Source organism: Komagataeibacter sp. FNDCF1 (assembly GCF_021295335.1).
Taxonomy (GTDB): domain Bacteria; phylum Pseudomonadota; class Alphaproteobacteria; order Acetobacterales; family Acetobacteraceae; genus Komagataeibacter.
Genome location: NZ_JAIWOT010000001.1, coordinates 2,423,196 through 2,439,726, shown reverse-complemented (window position 1 = coordinate 2,439,726; position 16,531 = coordinate 2,423,196). Strand labels below are relative to the sequence as shown.

Annotated in this window: 13 protein-coding genes and 1 tRNA gene; 12 read left to right on the top strand and 2 right to left on the bottom strand. The window is 60.4% G+C overall.

Annotation, left to right across the window (positions count from 1 at the left end):
* Positions 1-36: 36 nt before the first annotated feature.
* Complete coding sequence (locus LDL32_RS11560) at positions 37-246, top strand: nuclear transport factor 2 family protein (RefSeq protein ID WP_233067050.1); 210 nt, start codon at positions 37-39, stop codon at positions 244-246.
* A gap of 19 nt (positions 247-265) precedes the next feature.
* On the opposite strand, the gene LDL32_RS11555 is transcribed toward LDL32_RS11560, so the two are convergent.
* Positions 266-1,102, bottom strand: a complete 837-nt coding sequence (locus LDL32_RS11555) for an IS5 family transposase (RefSeq protein WP_048856220.1) — start codon at positions 1,100-1,102, stop codon at positions 266-268.
* 29 nt (positions 1,103-1,131) lie between these two features.
* On the opposite strand from LDL32_RS11555, the gene LDL32_RS18055 reads away from it, so the two are divergent.
* From LDL32_RS18055 to LDL32_RS11500, 11 genes are all read left to right on the top strand, one after another.
* Positions 1,132-1,488 carry a nuclear transport factor 2 family protein gene (locus LDL32_RS18055; protein ID WP_370636762.1) on the top strand — a complete coding sequence of 119 codons (357 nt, stop codon included), beginning with the start codon at positions 1,132-1,134 and terminating at the stop codon, positions 1,486-1,488.
* Positions 1,489-1,654: 166 nt separating this feature from the next.
* Positions 1,655-2,938 (top strand): aminotransferase class III-fold pyridoxal phosphate-dependent enzyme, encoded by a 1,284-nt coding sequence (locus LDL32_RS11545; protein WP_233067048.1) that lies wholly within the window; start codon positions 1,655-1,657, stop codon positions 2,936-2,938.
* Positions 2,938-3,933, top strand: coding sequence for a phosphotransferase enzyme family protein (locus LDL32_RS11540; RefSeq protein WP_233067046.1), 996 nt, complete (start codon positions 2,938-2,940; stop codon positions 3,931-3,933). Before LDL32_RS11545 ends, LDL32_RS11540 begins: the two co-directional genes overlap by 1 nt.
* 268 nt (positions 3,934-4,201) lie before the next feature.
* On the top strand, positions 4,202-6,592 hold the full coding sequence (locus LDL32_RS11535; RefSeq protein WP_233067044.1) for a TonB-dependent receptor: 2,391 nt from the start codon (positions 4,202-4,204) through the stop codon (positions 6,590-6,592).
* Positions 6,593-6,600: 8 nt separating this feature from the next.
* Positions 6,601-8,505: a DUF3483 domain-containing protein gene (locus LDL32_RS11530; protein WP_233067042.1), complete on the top strand. Its 1,905-nt coding sequence runs from the start codon at positions 6,601-6,603 to the stop codon at positions 8,503-8,505.
* Positions 8,502-9,653 (top strand): electron transfer flavoprotein subunit alpha/FixB family protein, encoded by a 1,152-nt coding sequence (locus tag LDL32_RS11525; protein WP_233067040.1) that lies wholly within the window; start codon positions 8,502-8,504, stop codon positions 9,651-9,653. The genes LDL32_RS11530 and LDL32_RS11525 overlap by 4 nt, the downstream gene beginning before the upstream one ends.
* Positions 9,643-10,383 (top strand): hypothetical protein, encoded by a 741-nt coding sequence (locus LDL32_RS11520; protein ID WP_233067038.1) that lies wholly within the window; start codon positions 9,643-9,645, stop codon positions 10,381-10,383. The genes LDL32_RS11525 and LDL32_RS11520 overlap by 11 nt, the downstream gene beginning before the upstream one ends.
* A gap of 87 nt (positions 10,384-10,470) precedes the next feature.
* A complete protein-coding gene (locus tag LDL32_RS11515; protein WP_233067036.1) occupies positions 10,471-12,507 on the top strand; it encodes an FAD-dependent oxidoreductase in 2,037 nt (678 codons plus the stop codon).
* Positions 12,507-13,511, top strand: a complete 1,005-nt coding sequence (locus LDL32_RS11510; protein ID WP_233067034.1) for an ornithine cyclodeaminase family protein — start codon at positions 12,507-12,509, stop codon at positions 13,509-13,511. Before LDL32_RS11515 ends, LDL32_RS11510 begins: the two co-directional genes overlap by 1 nt.
* Before the next feature lie 11 nt (positions 13,512-13,522).
* A complete protein-coding gene (locus LDL32_RS11505; RefSeq protein WP_233067032.1) occupies positions 13,523-14,737 on the top strand; it encodes a hypothetical protein in 1,215 nt (404 codons plus the stop codon).
* A gap of 65 nt (positions 14,738-14,802) precedes the next feature.
* The gene (locus tag LDL32_RS11500) at positions 14,803-16,074 is read left to right on the top strand and encodes an MFS transporter (protein WP_233067030.1); all 1,272 of its coding nucleotides are present in this window, start codon (positions 14,803-14,805) and stop codon (positions 16,072-16,074) included.
* A gap of 235 nt (positions 16,075-16,309) precedes the next feature.
* Here the strand turns inward: LDL32_RS11500 and LDL32_RS11495 are convergent.
* Positions 16,310-16,397 (bottom strand) — tRNA-Leu (locus LDL32_RS11495).
* Positions 16,398-16,531: the final 134 nt, after the last annotated feature.

Here is a 16,531-nt window from a genome sequence, read left to right as displayed (position 1 = left end):
ACCGCCAGTAATGTGAACCTGACCGGAGTGATTTTCATGCGTCCCATCGACATGGCCATTGCCCCCTTTGCTGGGTCTGACACTGAAATGACACTGGGATCACAGGTGGCCTTCCTGACCGATCTCGCCGCGATCCAGCGCCTAAAGACGGCTTTCGTCACCGCCTGTGATCCGTATGAACCCGCAATGTTCGCCAGCCTCTTTGCCGAGGAAGGCGTCTATACCAGCAGTGAATACGGTACTTAGAGCCCGATCCGAAAGTTTTTCAACCCTGACAATGCCTTGCTGTCCGTCGTGTGAGCATTCGGATTGAGGCGATCAATGTCCATGCGGTTGAGGAAGCAATGGATTGTTCCCAATCTTTGGCGAGCCGCCTGCATCGTCCCAGCCATGCGAATGTCCGTTCCACCACCCAGCGACGCGGCAGGATCTGAAAACCCTTCACCGTATCGGACCGCCTGATGATTTCGAGGGTCCATTTTCCCATGGAGGCGAGCGCGGATCGCAATTTGTCGCCAGCATAGCCGCCATCAGCGAAGATGTGGCGCAGCCAGGGAAAGCGCCTGCGTATCGCTGCCAGAACATCAACGGCCCCATCACGGTCCTGGATATCAGCGGCATGAACGAGGAGAAAGATCAGGAAGCCGCAGGTATCCGTCACGATATGGCGCTTGCGGCCCTTGACCTTCTTCCCCGCGTCATAGCCCGAAATCCCGCCGCTTTCCGTGGTTTTCACCGACTGGCTGTCAATCACGCCCGCGCTCGGAGAGGCGTCACGTCCCTCGATCTCGCGCAGGCTCATGACCAGCACCGTATTCATGACCTCGAACACTCCGGCATCACGCCAGGCGTAAAAATAGCGCCTGATGGTCGAGACCGGCGGAAAGCATTTCGGCAGCAGACGCCACGCACACCCGGCCGAGGCTATGTAGAGCATCGCATTGACCACCTCGCGCATATCCGTCGTGCGCGGACGACCGCCCCGTTTCGCCGGGGGCACAAATGGCATGATCAAAGTCCACTCCCCGTCCGTCATGTCCGATGGATATCGCAATCTTTCCCGGCTATACTCGCGCCGGGCAATACCAGTCCATGTCACCATTCACTCCATCTCTCTGCAAAGACGGATGAATCACAACAGGCTGGTATTGTTCAAAAACTTTCGGATCGGGCTCTTATACGGGTCGCGCCGAAATTGCGGCCTTTATCGAAGATGTACGCAGGGAACTGGTCTGGACCCATCACATCCTGACCAATGGCGACATCCATATCGATGCCGATGGTCTGCATGCAAGGGGCAGATGGTACCTTCAGGCGCTGGAGGACGTGCTGCTCAAGGACGGCCAGATCGCGGGGTATGAGGTTTTTGCTGAATACAACGATACGTTTGCAAAGTGTAATGGAAAGTGGTGCCTGCTGGAGGTCCGTCCGGTCGTGCATGTCGTGCGCAGGGTGAATTCGGGCTGGCGGATCAGGAATACCGACTGACGGAAGCTGGCGCGAAGCCTGCCCCCCATTCATTTCAGCCAGAACCCGTGGCGCAATCACGCCTGCCTGCCATCGCGTCATCCCGCACGCACCGGCGTGGTCCGGCCACTGTCCACTCCCGGCCCGATGGCCGGTCGGGACGGGCCGGAAGACATGGAGAACTGCCGTGAGTTTTGATTATCTCTGCGGATATCCCGACAAGGCTGCCGCAATGCAGGCTGCGGCCCGGTTCTGGAACCCGGACAAGGTGCGTTTTTGGGAACAGTCGGGCGTGCCGCTCATGATCGGCCGCCGCGAAGGGTACCTGTTATACGACCTGGACGGGCGTGAGGTCATTGATGTGCACCTGAATGGTGGAACATACAATCTGGGGCACCGGCACCCCGAACTGGTTGCGGCATTGCGGGAGGCCGTGCAGCATGTCGATATCGGGAATCACCATTTTCCCTCCCCCGTCCGCAGTGCGCTTGCGCAGGCCCTGCTGGCTACGACGGGCGCCAACATGCGGCATGTGGCGTTCGTTTCCACGGGGAGCGAGGCCATTGACCTGGCCATAAAGTCGGCCCGCTACGCGACGGGGCGGCGGGTGATCGTATCGGTCAGAAAGGCGTATCATGGGCATACGGGCCTGGCCGTGGCGACGGGTGACGCACGGTTTTCCCAGCTGTTCCATTCCGACCGGCCTGATGAATTCCGTGCCGTCCCCTTCAATGATGTCTCCGCGATGGAAGCGGCCCTGTCCCGGGGGGATGTCGCGGCGGTGATCATGGAAACGATCCCCGCAACCTATGGTTTTCCCATGCCGCAGCCCGGCTATCTTGAAGCCGTTGCCAGCCTGTGCGCCCGCCATGGCAGCCTGTATGTCGCGGATGAGGTCCAGACCGGGCTCATGCGGACCGGCTGTTTCTGGGCAATCGACAGGCATGCGCTCACGCCGGATATCCTTGTCACCGCGAAAGGTCTGGGTGGCGGGCTCTATCCTGTTGCCGCGCTGGTCATGGATGCGCGCAGCAGCGGCTGGCTCGAGCAGGATGGATTTGCCCATATGTCCACCTTCGGCGGGTCGGAACTCGGGTGTTTCGTGGCGCTCAGGGTCATTGAAATGACCCGGCGTGTCGAAACGCGTGACTGCATTGCCCGCAATATCGCTTTTTTCCACAATGGCCTGGCGCGGATCCAGCAGCGCCACCCGCAGTGGCTGACCGGCATACGTCAGGCCGGTCTGGTGATCGGTCTCGAATTCCATGCGCCCGATGGCGCAGTACGTGTGATGCATGCGCTGTTCGAACGTGGGGTATGGGCCATCTTTTCCACGCTGGACCCGCGTGTCCTGCAGTTCAAACCGGGCCTTCTGCTGGATCAGGCCACCGGGGAGGCAATCCTTGACCGCCTGGAGGCCGCGGTCATGGCGACCGATCCTGCCATGGCGCATGCGGGGGGCAGGGTGTGATGACCGACCTGTGGACACGAAGTGCCATCACGCACGGGGTGCCATGGCATGAGCGGATTGCCGCCGCGCTTGCCTGCTACGCGCTGGAACCCGATACCTCGGCCCGGCTTGTCACGCTTTCTGAAAACGCGACCTACCTCGTTCGCGAACCGCGTACCGGGCGATGCCGCATCATGCGACTGCACCGGCCCGGCTATCGTTCCATCGGGCAGATCGAGAGTGAGCTGGAATGGATGGTGGCGCTCAAGGAAAGCGGTGCGGCAAGAGTGGCCGACATCATGCGCACACGCGGGGGCGAACGTGTTGCGCGCCTGGCATGCGGGAACGGGGGCGAGGAACAGTTTGCCGTACTCTTCGAGTTTCTGCACGGGGAGAACCCGGATGAAAATAACCTGCAGGCGATTGCCGCCCGCATGCATGAACAGGCCGCGCAATGGCGGCGCCCCCCCGGTTTTACCCGCATGGAAATGGATATCGACTACGCCATCGGGCCGCGGGGCTTCTGGGGGTACTGGGGGGCGAACCGCGCCATTGATGACAGCCTGTACGATCTCCTGTCCATCGCGGAACAGCGGCTTCGCGCCGATCTCAGGCAATATGGCGGCCAGGGCGCGCATTTTGGCCTGACGCATTGCGATATGCGCGCCGCCAACCTGATCATGTGCAGGCGGGTGCTGCATGTCATTGATTTTGATGACTGTGCCGATACCTGGCAGATGTATGAACTGGCCGGTTTCCTGTCCTTCCGTGAGGCGGAAATGGATATATCCGCCTGTGCGGGCCGGTGGCTGAATGCCTACGCCGCGCATCGCCCCCTGACCGAGGCGGATCTGCGCTGTATCCCCGCGCTGATCATGACACGCAGGCTCCTGCTTGTGGGCTGGTTCGCAACCCATGGCCACACTGTTGAAGTGCGGGAAATGGGGAACGCATTCGTGGAAGCAAGCAGGACCGTTGCACGGCGTTACCTGGATGGATCCCTCATCACACTGTGAACCGAAAGGAAGGCGGGCACCAATATCAGGAACCGGCTGTTATTGAACATATTAAGTAATTAAAAAATAAAGAAATAATATTCGATCTTGTTGTTGAACAATAAAAAAATAAAAAATTTATTAAATTTGTTTGTTTTTTTGAATGCCATCTGCCTATCATAATCGTATCTGTTAAGTAACAATATAAAAACCGGATAAAAACTTACTTATAACGTGTGTGTGAACAAGTTGCCTCTTTCCTGAATTCATGTAAAAGGAGTCGGTAGCCTTGCATAGCGCCCTATCCATAAATAACGGCATTGCGTGGAAGAGCTTCCGCAAGGCGCTTTTTCTCGCCTGTGTTGGCCTCCCTTCGCCCGTGCTGGCCCAGACGGTAACACCGCACCCGTCCCGCCAGCCTGCAGGCGCCCATCATCCCCGTACGGGAACGGCCGCCAGCCCGCATGCGCAGGCAACCGTCCGTGCATCCAATACGGCCGAATCCATCAGCGTGCATTCCGCCCACCGTTCGCACGGACAGATATCGATCGTCTCTGCCGATGCAATCCGTGCGCAGATTCCCGGCGCGAGTCCGCTCAAGGCGCTGAACCGCCTGCCAGGGGTCATGTTCAATTCAACGGATGCGATGGGGCTCGATATCTGGTCGCTCCAGCTTTACATGCGCGGTTTCGACCAGACCCAGATCGGCATGTCGCTTGATGGCATGCCGCTGGGGGAGATGGTGTATCGCAACTATAACGGTCTTTCGATAGGGCAGGCCATCTCGTCACAGAACATCGCGCAGGTTGTTGCCTCCCCCGGTGCGGGATCGGAGGCAACGCCTTCGACCAACAACCTGGGTGGCTCGATCACCTATGTCAGCCGGGACCCCAAGGAAAAGGCGGGTGCCGAGGTTGATCAGGGATTTGGCAGCAATTCCTCGTTCATGACATTCGTGCGGGTGGACAGTGGCAGGCTGAATGCATCGGGAACCCGGTTTTTTGTTTCCTATGCCCGTGATGATACGAAAAAATGGAAAGGATACGGCCATCAGTTCTCGCAACAGGTGAATGCAAAACTTGTGCAGCCGGTCGGTGACAACAGCCGGATATCGCTTTTCTATGATTACGGTCACCTGCAGCAGGACGCGTACCTTGATTACTCGTTCGACATGCTGGACCACCTTGGTGAAAACATGGATTACCTGGTGGGGGGCGCCAATGCGTACAAGACCGCCTATCTGGCGGCGCAGGGGGTCTACACCGTGGGCCAGGGCAAGGTCAGTGATGCCAAGGATGCGACGTATTACAGTGGTATCAGTGATATTGCCGACTATCTGGGCGGGCTGACCGTCGATCTGGCCATGTCCAGGCATATCAGGTGGAAAAGCGTGATATATGGCCACGGCCAGGATTCGGACGTGACATGGGGGGGTGACCCCTACCTGCCATCCCCCAATACGGGGGCACCGCTTTCGCAGCTGGTCAAGCGTCCTTCGCTCCAGCGGTACGGCATCAACAGCTTCCTGCAGGGAACGATAGGCCGCCATGTCGCGACATTGGGCGTATGGTATGAAAACAATCATTACATATCCAATGAATATGCCTATAACATGCCGCTTCTGGGGGATGGTGTTCCAAGCCGTTACGGACCATGGGGCACGCCATTCGCCGAACTGTGGTCACAGACATATAATACGAATACCTTTACGGCCTATCTGCAGGATGACTTCCGCGTTCTGAAAAACCTGACCATTCACGCGGGTTTCAAGTCGCTGCTGAGCACCACGCGCGTGGGTAACGGCGTGGCGGTGGAATCCTTTACCGGTGGTGCCATTGCAAGCGGGGTGGGCCTGACCACGGCCGAACCCTTCCTGCCCCATGTCAACATAAGCTGGCGGTTCCTGCCCCGCCATGAACTGTATTTCGATTTTGCCAAGAACGCGAAATCCTATGCGCAGTCGGGCTATCATCTCTCGGCCTCGCCCTTTGCCGTATCGCAGGCGGCCTACAATGCGTCTGTCGGCTCAATCAGGCCGGAGACGGACCTGTCCTATTCCGTGGGGTACCGGTACACGTCCCAGCTGATCACGGCGTCACTGAGCGCGTACCGTGTCAACTTCATGAACCGGCTGCAGCAGGTCTCTTCGGGAACGATCACCAACCCGGTCACATCCGTGCTCAATGTTGGCGGCGTTACCATGAATGGCGTGGATGCGCTGGCATCCGTCAGTCCGATCAAGGGGCTCATGATCACGAACAGCCTCAGTTACAACCATTCCACATATGACAACAATGTTTCCGAACTGGGGGTCAGCTACGCCACGGCCGGCAAGCAGGTCGTCGGTTATCCCCGGCTTCTGTACAAGGGATCGCTCTCGTATCGCTGGGGGCCGTTTCAGGCCAATATCGATACGACTTATACATCCGCCCGCAATTTCAGCTATACCGGCGACATGAAGGTGCCCAGCTACTGGCTGACCTCCCTTGGTGCTCATTATTACCTGGGCGACCGCATTGGCCTGAAAAACATTACATTCGGGTTCAATGTCTATAACCTTACAGGCGTACGATACATCTCGACCATGGGGGAAAACGGATACCCGATGAGCGGTGATTACCAGTCGTTCCTGATTGGTACGCCACGGCAGTATTTTGGCTCCATCCACCTTGAATACTGAAAATGCCCATGCGACCGCCATCCGAATTCGCGCTTGTGGTGATAATGGCCGGCTTTCTTGGCGCGGGAATACAGGCCCTGCGTGTGGAAAGAAGATGGCGCGCCGGACAGGCTGCCGCCGTTGACTGGTGGGCGGGGCTCAGGGCGCTGCCACGGCGCTACATGCGCGATGTACACAACGTGGTGCTGCGCCAGCCACGCGCCGCACGGATGCATGCCAGCCTGGCGGGTGGTTTTGTCATCTGTCTGGCGCTGGCGGTCCTGTCGGCCCTGTTTGCCTCGCGGCTGGCCGGTATTGCCGCCATTCCCTTTCTTGCCCTGCTTCTGAGCGGCATCATCCTGCAGATCCGCCGCCGTGTGCCGCTGCGGCCGCGCAATCTTTCGGGTGGGGCATTTGCATGGCTTTCCGTGGGGTTTGTCCTTTCATTCCTGTTTTTTTCCGGGGTGCTGTTCCTGTCCCCCGTGCAGGACTTTTCCGTTGCGCAAAGGTATGCCTACGACCTTGCCATGCTGATGGGGGCGTGCGGGTGTGGCTGGCTGGTGGCCGGGATGCGGCGGGGCCCCATGCGGCATGTCGTGGCCGGGACCGTGCATCTGGTTGCCCATCCACGTCCCGCGCGGTTTGGGGGGCGGCCGGATACGGCACTGCAGCTGCTTGACCTGGATGGGGAAAGGCTGGGTGTTTCATCCGCCGCTGATTTCAGATGGAACCAGCTTGCCGGTTTTGACGCCTGCATCCAGTGCGGACGATGCGAACTGGCCTGCCCGGCCTTTGCCGCCGGCATGCCGCTGAACCCCAAGCGGCTGATTTTCGATCTGTCCGCCGGAATGGATGCGGCGGGCACGGCGCTGCATTATGCCGGAAGCCCCGCTCCCGGCCTTGTGGGGAACGCTGTCGCGGCCGGTCCGGCGCAGGCGTATCTTGAAGGCGGAAACGCAACCTTGGCGCCCGATACGCTATGGGCATGCACGACATGCCGGGCCTGTGTGTACGAATGCCCGATGATGATCGAGCACGTGGATGCCGTCATCGACCTGCGCCGCGCCGAGACGCTGGTATGGGGACAGACACCGGGTAAGGGCGCACAGATTCTCGACAACCTGCGGATGACCGATACGGCTGGCGGCCATGACTGCGCCACGCGGCTTGACTGGGCAGCCGGTCTTGGCCTGCCGCAACTGGAACCCGGGCAGGAAACCGACTGCCTGTGGTGGCTGGGGGAGGCAGCTTTCGACCGTCGCAACCAGCGCACCCTGCGCCAGTTCGCCGCCCTGCTGCGTATGGCGGGCGTGTCATTCGCGGTCATGCCGCCCGGCATGGAACAGGATTGCGGGGATCTTGCCCGCAGGCTGGGCGAGGAAGCCCTTTTTCAGGAACAGGCCAGAGGCAATATTGCGCGGCTCAACCGCCTGTCCTTCCGCCGGATCGTGACACTGGACCCGCATGCCTTTCATGTCCTGAAACGGGAATATCCGGCCCTGGGGGGCGTGTACGCGGTCCTGCACCATACCGAACTGCTGCACGCCCTGCTTGCGGCGGGGCAGCTTGTGGTCAGCGCTCCTTTTCAGGAACGGGTCACCTATCATGATCCCTGTTACCTGGGGCGCTACAACGCGGTCCTTGATGCACCCCGTGCTGTCCTGCGGGCGGCCTGCACGGACCTGGTGGAAATGGAACGCTCCGGCATGCGATCAAGCTGCTGCGGCGGTGGCGGTGGCGCACCCGTGACGGATATCCAGGGTGAACGCCGTATTCCCGATATGCGGATGGACCATATACGTAAGACGGGCGCCCGGCATGTCGCGGTGGCGTGCCCCTTCTGTGCGCAGATGCTCGAAGGTGTGACGGGCACCCGGCCGGAGGTGGCGGACGTGGTGGAGATCCTTGCCACGGCCGTGGGAATCCGGACATGAAGCGCATCAACCGGCAGGCATCCCGACAGGCCGCCGTGGCGGGCAGGCCGGTCCGGATCGACCCCCACGCCCATGATGCATCCGCCCCCCCTGCGGAAGAGGGGGCGGCGGCCCCGCGCGTACGGATCGACCCCCGGCAGTCACGGCGTCGGCCCGTGCGGACGCAGCCGCAGGCCGCAACCCTGCCAGTCCCCATGGAAGTGGCCAGAATTCCCGATCCCGCCAGTTGCGTGCTGGTCGTGACCTGTGGCACGGATCCATGGCCCGGTGCCGAACGGGAACTGCTGGGCGCCGCCCATGCCCTGCCGGGTGATGGCGTGGCCCTGCTGCGCCTCGCCACAGTGCCCGGTGCCGTGGATGCAGGCCGGACGGGAGCCGACCGGGTCATGCTGCATGAAGGTACGGCCGTGCAGACGGCGCAGGATGCCTGCGCCGTGGTGATGGATGCCATGGCATTCTGCAACGCCCGATATGTTCTCTTTGCCGATGCACTGCATGAAGGAGATGTATTGCGGCGCGTGGCCAGTGCCACGGATGTGCGCCCCGCCACGGGTGTGCGCCGTATTGATGGAACCGAGGTTCATGCGCTGACCGACGGCGGTCGCCGCGAATTCCGGCGCGTGGCCCCGCGCCTGCTTGCCCTTCTTCCCGGTGTGGCACCGTTTTATGATGGACCGGAAAGGGAAGCGGCACCCTGGCATTTTACCCGGCATGTCCTGTCCGACGCCATGGTCGTGAATGCGGGACCGGTTGCGCAGGATACCCGCAACCTGCCGCTGGCGGAAGCGCGGTTTATCGTCAGTGCCGGAGAGGGGGTGCATGACTGGAGTGCCTTTTTCCGGGTTGCGGACACACTGGGTGCCACCGTGGGGGCAAGCCGCATGGTATGTGATGCGGGGCTGCTGCCACGTGACCGGCAGGTTGGCGCATCGGGCACAATCCTGCAGGCTGATTGCTATGTGGCATTTGGCATATCGGGCGCGCCGCAGCATCTGCAGGGTATCCAGCACTGCCGTCTGGTTGTAGCGGTCAATACCGATCCCTATGCGGCCATCGTACGGCGGGCCGATCTTGCCATTATTGCCGATGCGCAGGCCGTCATGCCGGTTCTTGCCGCGCTGGGGGAGGACACGCGGCATGACGGTTGATGTCATGGTCCTGCTTTCACGTGGCCGGCACCCGGTTTCCGGCCGGCCCCGTGCCGCGCGGGCGGATGTGTCCGCCCTGTCGCTTGCCCTGGACATTACAGCCACCCCCCGTGCCCTGCATGTCGGTAATCCGGCCGACCCCGCATTGCGGGACTATCTGGGCATGGGCCTGCCGCGGCTTCATGTCCGTGGGCCTGCTGATGGGGATGTGGAGATCACACCCGCCATCCTGTCCTTTGTGCAGTCGCCGGTACCGGACCTCATCATATGTGGCGACAGGGCGGAACAGGGGGAATGCAGTGGCATGGTGCCCTATCTGCTTGCCCGGGCCCTTGGCTGCGCACTGGTGGCCGACGTCGCCGCCGTGGAGTGCGTGCGGGAAAATGCCGTAACAGTCATTCAGGCCGGAAGGGGAGGCATGCGCCAGCGCCTGCACGTGGCGATGCCTGCCGTCCTGATGGTGGCGGCAGCAGGGCCGCCACCGCGTCAGTTTGCCTATGATCGTGCGCGTCGCGGCATCATCGTGCCGGAACCCTTTGCATTTGCAACGGATCAGGAACGCGCGGCCTGGCCGTCGGGACCCGCGCGCGCGCGACCGCCACGGCTGCGCGCCGGCGGGGACGCGCGGACCGGGCGGGCCAATGTGGTGCTGCAGGACCCCACCCCCCGACAGGCCGCCGAGGCGATCCGGGATTTCCTGAAGCAGAACGGCATTTTCAGGCCGCCGTGAAAAAACAGCCCCCCCGTCGGGATGCATGCCGCCACGAATGTGCTGATACCTGTTCTTGTCGATCAGGGAAAAATTTCCGGAGGAAAGATGACCGATCATCAGGCTTTGCTCAAACCGTTCCGTCTCAAGCATCTTGTATTGCGCAACCGTATTTTCAGTACCGCGCACGCCCCCGGCTACGCGGAAGATGGCATGCCCAAGGAGCGCTACCAGCTCTATCATCAGGAAAAGGCACGTGGCGGTCTTGCGCTGACCATGTTCGGCGGGTCTTCCTCAATCGCGACGGACTCTCCGCTGTCCTTTGCCCAGATCGATGTCAGCAGTGATCGTGTCCTGCCCTATCTGCGCGAATTCGCTGACCGGATTCACGGCGAGGGTGCCGCGGTCTTCTGCCAGATCACCCATCTTGGCCGCCGGGGCCGGTGGGATACCCGGGGCTGGCTGCCGCTGATCGGCCCCAGCGCCAACCGGGAGCAGCAGCACCATTGTTATGCAAAAGAAATGGAAGATTTTGATTTCCGTCGTGTCATAAAGCAGTTTGCCGATGCCGCGATGCGGCTCAAGGATGGCGGGCTGGACGGGTGTGAACTTCTGCTTGCCGCGCATCAGCTCATCGACAGCTTTCTCTCCCCTGCGGTCAATCAGCGGACGGACAGGTACGGGGGCAGTCTGGAAAACCGCATGCGTTTTGGCATGGAGGTGCTCGAGGCCATTCGCAACCGGGTCGGGGACGACTTCATCGTGGGCATCCGCTTCGTGGGGGATGAACTGATCAGGGGCGGGCTGAACGAAGCGGAATGCCTGAAGATTGCTGTGGCCTTCGCCAATTCCGGCCTGATTGATTACCTGAACGTCTATCAGGGCACCGGTGATTCATTCCGTTCGCTGCAGACCATGCTGCCGGACATGTCCTATGATTCAGGTGCTTTCCTTTATCTGCCCAGTGCGATCAAGACGGAAGTCGACATCCCGGTCTTTCATGCCTCCGCCATCCGGGATCTTGCAACGGCCGCGCGCGCGGTCGGCGAAGGACATCTTGATATGGTTGCCATGACACGGGGGCACATCGCTGATCCGCACCTGGTCAACAAGATGCTCAATGGCCGTGAAGACGAGATCCGGCAGTGTATCGGTGCGAATTACTGCGTTGACCGGGTGGATGCTGGCGGGGCGATCTGTATCCAGAACATTTCAACCGGCCGTGAAAAACTGCTGCCCCATGACGTCGGGCGCACGGAACAGCCCCGTCGCGTGGTGGTGGTGGGTGGTGGGCCCGGTGGGCTGGAAGCCGCACGGGTCGCGGCGGCGCGGGGGCATGATGTCGTGCTGTTCGAGCGCGAGCCCCAGCCGGGTGGCCAGGTGCAGCTGGCACGCGCCCTGTCCTGGCGTGAGAACATGGGGGGCATCACCCGCTGGCTGAACATGGAGGTGCAGCGGCTGGGGGTTGATATCCGGCTGGGTACCGAAGCAGACAGGGAAGCCGTCATGGCGGAACAGCCGGATGCCGTTGTGATCGCGACCGGTGGCAGGGTGCCGCCCCCCATGTTCCAGGGTGCCGAACATGCCATCCCTTCGTGGGACATCCTTTCGGGAAAGGTCCGGCCCGCACCCAATGTACTGCTCTTTGACCTGACGGGCCTGCACCAGGGGGCCACGGTGGCCCAGTTCATGGCGGAACGGGGTTCCCTGGTGGAAATGGTTACACCAGACCAGATGATCGGTGAGGAAATCGGTGGCCTTGCGCGCGTCCATTTCATGAAACGCCTGCGTGAACAGGATGTGGTCATGACCCCCGGCTATCATCTGACCAACGTCTATCGCGAAGGAAATGGTCTGGTTGCCGTATTGCGCGAGGAATACAGTGACCGGGAGGAAGAGCGCGAAGTCGCGCAGGTCGTCTATGAACAGGGGACGCTGCCCGAGGATACGCTCTATCAGGCGCTCAGGCCGTTTTCACATAATATGGGAGAAGTCGATTACGATGCCTTTGTCAGTATGCAGCCGCAGATGCTCATGAACAATCCGCAGGGCAATTTCCATTTATGGCGCATTGGCGACGCCGTGCTGAGCCGGAACATACATGCCGCCATTCTGGATGGATCACGCTTCATGAGGGCACTGTGATGGACGCCGCACGGAAGCGCTCCAGCCCACGCTTCATTGATGCCGAAACGATGAGCCGTGTGTCGGATTTTGTCAGCCTGACCGATGCGCTGTACGAAGCGCATCGCGAACGGATGGAATTCGACCCCGAACTGCTGCTGTCCCGCCCGATAGAGGGTGGCTTCAACGCCTTCAATCTCCTGCCCGCCTGGCAGGATGGCAAGGTGCTTGGCGCCAAACTGGTGACGTTCTTTCCGGACAATCCCACCCATGGCATTCCCTCCGCGCAGGGTATTGTCGTGGTATTTGATGGCCAGACCGGCACGCCGACCGCCATTGTCGATGGAACGGAACTGACGGTGTGGAAAACCGCGGGCGACTCTGCCCTGGGTTCGCGCCTGCTGTCGCGACCCGACAGCCAGGCCCTTCTCATGGTCGGAGCGGGCGGCCTGGCGTATTACGCCGTGACCGCGCATCTTTCCGTCCGGCCATCCCTGCGGCATGTCTTCCTGTGGAACCGGCGGGCCAGTCGTGCACGGGACCTGGAGCGGATGCTGGTCGACAGCCCGTTCGGGACAGGCAGGACATTCGAGGTCGTTGAGAATATCGATGAGGCCGTGCCGCGTGCCGACATCATCTGCTGTGCCACGATGGCGGAAACACCGCTGGTGCATGGCAGGCTGCTCAGTCCCGGTACGCATGTCGACCTGATCGGTGGCTGGACACCGCGCATGCGCGAAGTGGACAGCGAAGCCGTGGTCCGCGCCACACTGTTCGCCAATGAACGGCGCAATGCACTGCGTTGCGGTGACCTGACCATACCGATCGATGAAGGTCTGATTACCGCGGACAGCATCAAGGCGGATCTGTTCGACCTGTGCAGTGGTGCGCAGGGCAGGGAGTCCGCTGACGAGATTACGCTGTACAAGAATTCCGGCGGCGGTCATCTGGATCTGTTTACCGCCAATTATGTTCTTGATCGTGTCGCATCGGAAACGGCAGGTGCCAGCCCGAAAACCGGTTAGGAGGACAGGACATGGACGGTTCTGTGACACAACGGGACCAGTCGGACAGGCTGGTGCTGCCGGCGCGCGACAATTTTGGTCCCGGCCCTTATATCGCTTTTGCCGTCGTGGCCGGACTTGGCCATCTTGGTTCCTCAACCATGCCCGTTCAGGTCGGCATCCTGACGGATTCCGCCCATCTGTCGGCAACCGATACGGGTTTTTTCAGCTTCTGCCAGATTGCCTCCATGGCGTTCCTGATGATGGTTCTGGCTCCCTATAGCGCCCGTATTCCCCCGGTATGGTCCTGTACAGGGGGAGCGGTAATCGTAAGCTGCGCGAACCTGATCCTGTATTTCGATTACTCTGAAATAATACGGATCTGCATTTATTCATCCCTGTCCGGCATAGGATACGGCCTGCTTTATGGCGGATTCTTCGTGGCTGGTGCCGGCACGAAAGAACCTGACCGTATTTACAGTTTTGCCAATGCCGGAAGCGTTATTGTTACGGTGGCCGTCATAGATGTGGCCGGTCTGGCATCCACGTGGATGTCGCGCCCGGCGGCATTCCTGGCATTTGCCGCGGTGCCTGTCGTACTGCTTCCCTGCATTCTTCCGCTGGCGGGACTGCGGGGCGCGGCATCCGGGACGGTTTCCATCGCGCGGCCTGCTCCCGTGCCGACGCGGGCCGGGGTTGTGGCGCTGCTGGTATTATGGGTCGCGTCCTCGATGGGAATGAGTGCCGTATGGATCTTTGCTGAACGTGCGGGACGGGCGCTGCACATGTCTCCCGCCATGCTGTCCGTGGTTTTTTCCACCAGTATTTTTGCAGGCATACTGGGGAGTACCGGTTCGGCCCTGCTGTCGCGTTATCTGTCGCGACAGGCCCTGCTTGTCATTGGACTGACTGCAAGCGGTATTGGCAGCATCATTATCTATATCGGGTCTTCTTCGGCCGTTTACGTAGGGGGCATGGTCCTTTTCTTCATTGCGGTCATGTTTGCCTATCCCATTCTCATGGGGGTGGCAGCCGCCATTGACCCGACCGGGCGCACGGGCGCACTGGCCGGTGGTTGTGACAGAATGGCCTTTGCCGTCAGTGGTCCTGTTGCCGGTATCATGATTGACGCGAATGTGCCGCTGGTGGCCATCGGCATCCTCGGTTTTGCAGGGTGTGTGGGTGTACTGCCATTCACGCTTCCGGCCATTGTGAAAACACTCAACCGGACTGTCCATGTGCCATGACCTGTTCGTCCGGGCAGGGTATCCATGTGCCTCCGCCTGCGCAATCCGGTCTCACATGTTGCCATGTGAGCGAACTGCCGCGTGGTCGGCTGCATGCCATGGTGGCGTTCAGTGCGGTGGGGGGCATGTTCTGTGATGGCTATGTAATTGGCGGCATTGGCGCGGTCATGCCTTTTGTTCATGATACGTTGCATGCGGATGCCATGGGCAGCGGCATGGTGGGGAGTGGCACGCTGTTCGGGCTGCTGTGCGGGGCATTCGTGATCGGACAGGCCGCGGACCGGTTCGGCCGCAAACCCCTGCTGCAGTCGGGGATGATGCTGACCATTGTCTTTTCGCTTGCACAGGGGCTGGTCACGTCCGTTATGCAGCTTGCCCTGCTGCGGTTTGCGCTGGGGGTTGCCCTGGCGGCGGACTATGTGGCCGGGAATGTCTATCAGATCGAGTTTTCGCCCCTTGCCGCGCGGGGCAGACGCCTCAGTACGATGCTTGTGGGCTGGACGTTCGGTTTCGCGCTTTCGTTCCAGCTGGGCTATCTGTGGTGCGCGCCGGGTGGTTCCGGCTGGCGATGGTGTCTCATGTTCAGTGCCCTGCCGGCAATGCTGGTCTACGGTGTCCGGATGCGTCTGCCGGAATCCCTTTCCTGGCTTCTGACAAAGGAGCGGCATGATGATGTGGCCGTGATCATACGGCGGCATTTTCCCGGTTATCAGGTCAGGGCGGTGCCAACGGCCAGACCGGAACGCAGGCATAAATGGGGTGGACTGGCCACGGCGCCTGTACCACGGCGCATGGTTGTAGCATTTGTATTCCTGACCGCGCAGCTCGTACCTTTTTTCGGGATCGGTACGTTCCTGCTCCAGATCCTTGGCGCGCTTGGTATCCACAGTGCCTATCTGGGGGGCATGATTTATGCGGTATTCATCATTATCGGTTCCCTTGCCGGACGTGCCATCGTGGACCGGTTATCCCGACCGGCATTTCTGTCCGGTACGTTCCTGATTTCCTCGTTCGTGCTTTTTGTTCTGGCTTCGGGGCATCCATTCGCACCCGAAATACAGATCCTGCTTCTGGCGGTCTTTGCACTGGTGCTATCCGCCGCGTGCTGCATGCAGTATGTCTATATGGCTGAACTCTTTCCCGTTGCGGTAAGGGCTTCATGCAATGGCCTGGTACAGACGGTAACCCGGCTGTGCGTGTCCCTGTGCACGTTGCTGCTGCCCATTATGGCACGGGATTTCGGGACCGATCGTGTTCTTCAGGTATCGGCGGTTTTGCTTGGCCTGGGTGGCCTGTACTGCCTGGTCTTTGCACCGGATACCCGTACGGCCGAATAGCATGTGTACCTGATGCTTCGGCCACATTATCATGCCATGTTATAAATATCTGGAAAATCGGGAACGGGTTGATCAGGCAACCTGCAAATTGTGGGACACGAAATTCTTGCAATCCCGCAATTAATTCCATAACCCATTGAGAAAATGAATTTTCCAGATAGCATGGCAAATTGTGGAGCAAACCCGGACCTTGATTACAGCAGTCCAGAAAAATAAACCAAGTCAATGAATGATGTGGTGCGAGCTGCGGGACTCGAACCCGCACGCCCTGTTGCGGGCGCAAGATTTTAAGTCTCGTGCGTCTACCATTCCGCCAAGCTCGCCCAATGGCGTCTGTGTAGCATATGCTGCACACAGGGCAATCATCTGCCGTTATTTTATTGGCATTGCGTCCCGCCCCGGGGCCGGCGCAGGGTACGCAATGCCACAAAATGGTCTGTCAGGGCCGGGCCGCCCA

Coding starts and splice junctions, on each gene's coding strand:
- LDL32_RS11530 (WP_233067042.1), top strand. CDS start 6,601: ATGCGACCGCCATCCGAATTCGCGCTTGTGGTGATAATGGCCGGCTTT.
- LDL32_RS11540 (WP_233067046.1), top strand. CDS start 2,938: ATGACCGACCTGTGGACACGAAGTGCCATCACGCACGGGGTGCCATGG.
- LDL32_RS11560 (WP_233067050.1), top strand. CDS start 37: ATGCGTCCCATCGACATGGCCATTGCCCCCTTTGCTGGGTCTGACACT.
- LDL32_RS11515 (WP_233067036.1), top strand. CDS start 10,471: ATGACCGATCATCAGGCTTTGCTCAAACCGTTCCGTCTCAAGCATCTT.
- LDL32_RS11510 (WP_233067034.1), top strand. CDS start 12,507: ATGGACGCCGCACGGAAGCGCTCCAGCCCACGCTTCATTGATGCCGAA.
- LDL32_RS11520 (WP_233067038.1), top strand. CDS start 9,643: ATGACGGTTGATGTCATGGTCCTGCTTTCACGTGGCCGGCACCCGGTT.
- LDL32_RS11525 (WP_233067040.1), top strand. CDS start 8,502: ATGAAGCGCATCAACCGGCAGGCATCCCGACAGGCCGCCGTGGCGGGC.
- LDL32_RS11505 (WP_233067032.1), top strand. CDS start 13,523: ATGGACGGTTCTGTGACACAACGGGACCAGTCGGACAGGCTGGTGCTG.
- LDL32_RS11555 (WP_048856220.1), bottom strand. CDS start 1,102: ATGGTGACATGGACTGGTATTGCCCGGCGCGAGTATAGCCGGGAAAGA.